This window comes from Nostoc cf. edaphicum LEGE 07299 (assembly GCF_015207245.1).
GTDB lineage: Bacteria > Cyanobacteriota > Cyanobacteriia > Cyanobacteriales > Nostocaceae > Nostoc > Nostoc edaphicum_B.
Genome location: NZ_JADEXF010000832.1, coordinates 1 through 2,996 on the forward strand (window position 1 = coordinate 1; position 2,996 = coordinate 2,996).

General features: G+C 45.4%; 2 protein-coding genes. Both read left to right on the top strand.

Going from position 1 to position 2,996, the window contains the following annotated elements:
* Nucleotides 1-223: 223 nt before the first annotated feature.
* Nucleotides 224-1,501 carry a phosphoribosylamine--glycine ligase gene (gene purD, locus IQ229_RS21350; protein WP_194047146.1) on the top strand — a complete coding sequence of 426 codons (1,278 nt, stop codon included), beginning with the start codon at nucleotides 224-226 and terminating at the stop codon, nucleotides 1,499-1,501.
* A 132-nt stretch (nucleotides 1,502-1,633) separates the two neighbouring features.
* The coding region (locus tag IQ229_RS21355) for a histidine kinase dimerization/phospho-acceptor domain-containing protein (protein ID WP_194047148.1) at nucleotides 1,634-2,996 on the top strand (1,363 nt) is incomplete at its 3' end.

Here is a 2,996-nt window from a genome sequence, read left to right on the forward strand (position 1 = left end):
ATTTTAGACTTGTGTGTACACCGTAGCCTTAACAATGGGGTAATTCGACTTGTGTGACACCGTAGGCAGGCGGGGAGGGGCTGAGAGTGGAATTTTAGGGGACTTTTACAAGAGGTATACTAAATCATCAGAAACTTGCACAAGTGTGAGAATTGATGAAAAAATTGATCCGCGAGAGTCGAATCAGGTATTCTCATTTTGCAAGGAACGCACGAGGAAATCAGTGAAAGTTTTAGTTGTCGGTAATGGGGGACGCGAACACGCTCTGGCATGGAAACTGTTGCAATCTAAGCAAATTGAGCAAGTTGTCTGTGTACCAGGGAATGGGGGCACAGCAACTATGGAACGTTGCGAAAACTTGCCCTTAGCAGTAGATGATTTTGAGGGAATGAGCCGATACGCTCTAGAACATGGCATAACTCTGGTGATAGTTGGGCCAGAAGTTCCCCTATCTAAGGGAATCACAGATTACCTCCAAGACAAAGGATTGATGGTATTTGGCCCAGTCAGAGCCGGAGCGCAAATTGAGGCGAGTAAAGCTTGGGCAAAAGCCTTGATGCAAGAAGCAGGGATTCCGACGGCACGGGCTGCGGTATTTACTGAGGTTACGGCAGCAAAATCTTACGTCAAATCTCAGGGAGCGCCTATTGTTGTCAAAGCTGATGGCTTGGCGGCTGGTAAGGGTGTAACGGTAGCTGAAACAGTTACACAGGCAGAAAGTGCCATTGATGCAATTTTTCAAGGACAATTTGGCAGTGCTGGTAAATTTGTCGTTATTGAAGAATGTTTGATTGGGCAAGAGGTGTCAGTTTTAGCATTGACTGATGGGTTAACAATTAGACCCTTGTTGCCAGCACAAGATCATAAGCGGATTGGTGACGGCGATACGGGAGAGAATACTGGCGGGATGGGAGCATACAGCCCAGCACCCATTGCTACACCAGAGTTAATGGCACGCATTCAAACAGAAGTACTAGAAAAAGCGATCGCCACCTTAAGAGCTAAAGGCATTGATTACCGAGGCGTGCTGTATGCTGGGTTAATGATTGCACCCGATGGCGACTTGAAGGTTTTGGAATTTAACTGTCGCTTTGGCGATCCTGAAACCCAGGTGATTTTGCCACTGTTAGAAACACCCCTAGAAGAGTTAATTCTAGCCTGCGTACAGCAGCGTTTAAGTGAATTGCCGCCTATTGCTTGGAAAGGGGGAGCATCTGCCACTGTTGTTGCCGCTTCCGGTGGTTATCCAGGAGAATATGAAAAGGGCCAGGTGATTACTGGCATTGAGGAAGCAGAAGCAGCAGGAGCAACTGTATTTCATGCAGGTACAAAATTAAACCAGCAACAAGAAGTAGTGACAGATGGGGGTCGAGTATTAAATGTGACGGGAATCGGAGAAAATTTTGAGCAAGCGATCGCCCAAGCCTACGCTAGTATCAAACATATTCAGTTTGCAGGGATATATTACCGGAGAGATATCGGTTATAGAGTTAGGAGTTAGGAGTTTGGAGTTATTCACCATGCCCAATGCCCAATGCCCCATTCCCCATTTCCCTAACATATTTGTCAAATTAACTGTTAATTTTTAAGTTGTTGGGCTTTATAACAAAGACTACTAACAACTTTATTTAAGATGCTAAATCTGTTAAAAACAATTCGACATGCGATCGCTAGTTGGTGGTCGGAGTTCACCCTCCAGACTAAACTGCTGGCTGTGGCCACAATGGTAGTTTCATTGGTGATGAGTGGTTTGACCTTCTGGGCTGTAAATACAATTCAGCAGGATGCGCGGATAAATGACACGCGCTTTGGTCGTGACTTAGGGCTGCTGCTTGCTGCTAACGTTGCCCCCTTAATCGCTGACAATAATCTCACTGAGGTAGCCCAATTTTCCCAACGCTTTTATAGCAGCACCTCTAGCGTGCGTTATATGCTCTACGCCGATGAAAACGGGGAAATCTTTTTTGGCATTCCTTTTTGGGAAGCTGAGGTAGAAAACTCCCTTACTATTAAACGGCGGATACAACTGCCAGAAGATTACCCTGGCGATGGGGAAAAGCCGATGGTGCGGCAACACATGACCCCAGATGGAACAGTCACCGATGTATTTATTCCCCTGATTGTCAATAAAAAATACTTAGGTGTATTAGCGATCGGGATTAACCCCAATCAGACTGCTGTCATTTCCACCAATTTTACCCGCGATGTCACCATTGCCGTTTTTATCACCATTTGGGTAATGGTAATTTTGGCAGGAGTGATTAACGCCTTGACCATCACCAAGCCCATTAAAGAATTATTGGTGGGGGTGAAGCAAATTGCTACCGGGAATTTCAAGCAGCGCATTGATTTACCTTTAGGGGGCGAACTGGGGGAGTTAATTTTAAGCTTTAATGAAATGGGAGAGCGATTAGAGCGTTATGAAGAACAGAATATTGAGGAACTGACCGCAGAAAAAGCCAAGTTAGAAACCCTAGTTTCAACGATCGCAGATGGTGCCGTGTTGATTGATAACAACATGCAGGTGATTTTAGTCAACCCCACAGCAGAGCGAATTTTTGGCTGGGAAGCCGCTAATGTAGTAGGTTGCAATGTCTTGCATCACTTGCCAGCATCAGTACAAATCGAAATCACCCGTCCCTTGTACGAAATGGCAGCAGGCGAATGCGAAAGCGCCGAATTCCGAATTTTCATTAACCAACCCACCCCACGGACGATCCGTATTCTCTTGACTACAGTACTCAACCTGCAAAGAGAAAGCATCAAAGGTATTGCGATTACTATTCAAGATATAACCCGTGAAGTTGAACTAAACGACGCAAAAAGTCAATTTATCAGCAACGTTTCTCACGAACTGCGAACGCCTCTATTCAACATTAAAACTTATATTGAAACCCTGCACGACTACGGCGAAGACTTAGCTTTACAAGAACGCCAAGAGTTTCTGCAAACAGTCAACCATGAAACCGATCGCCTAACCCGCCTAGTTAACGATG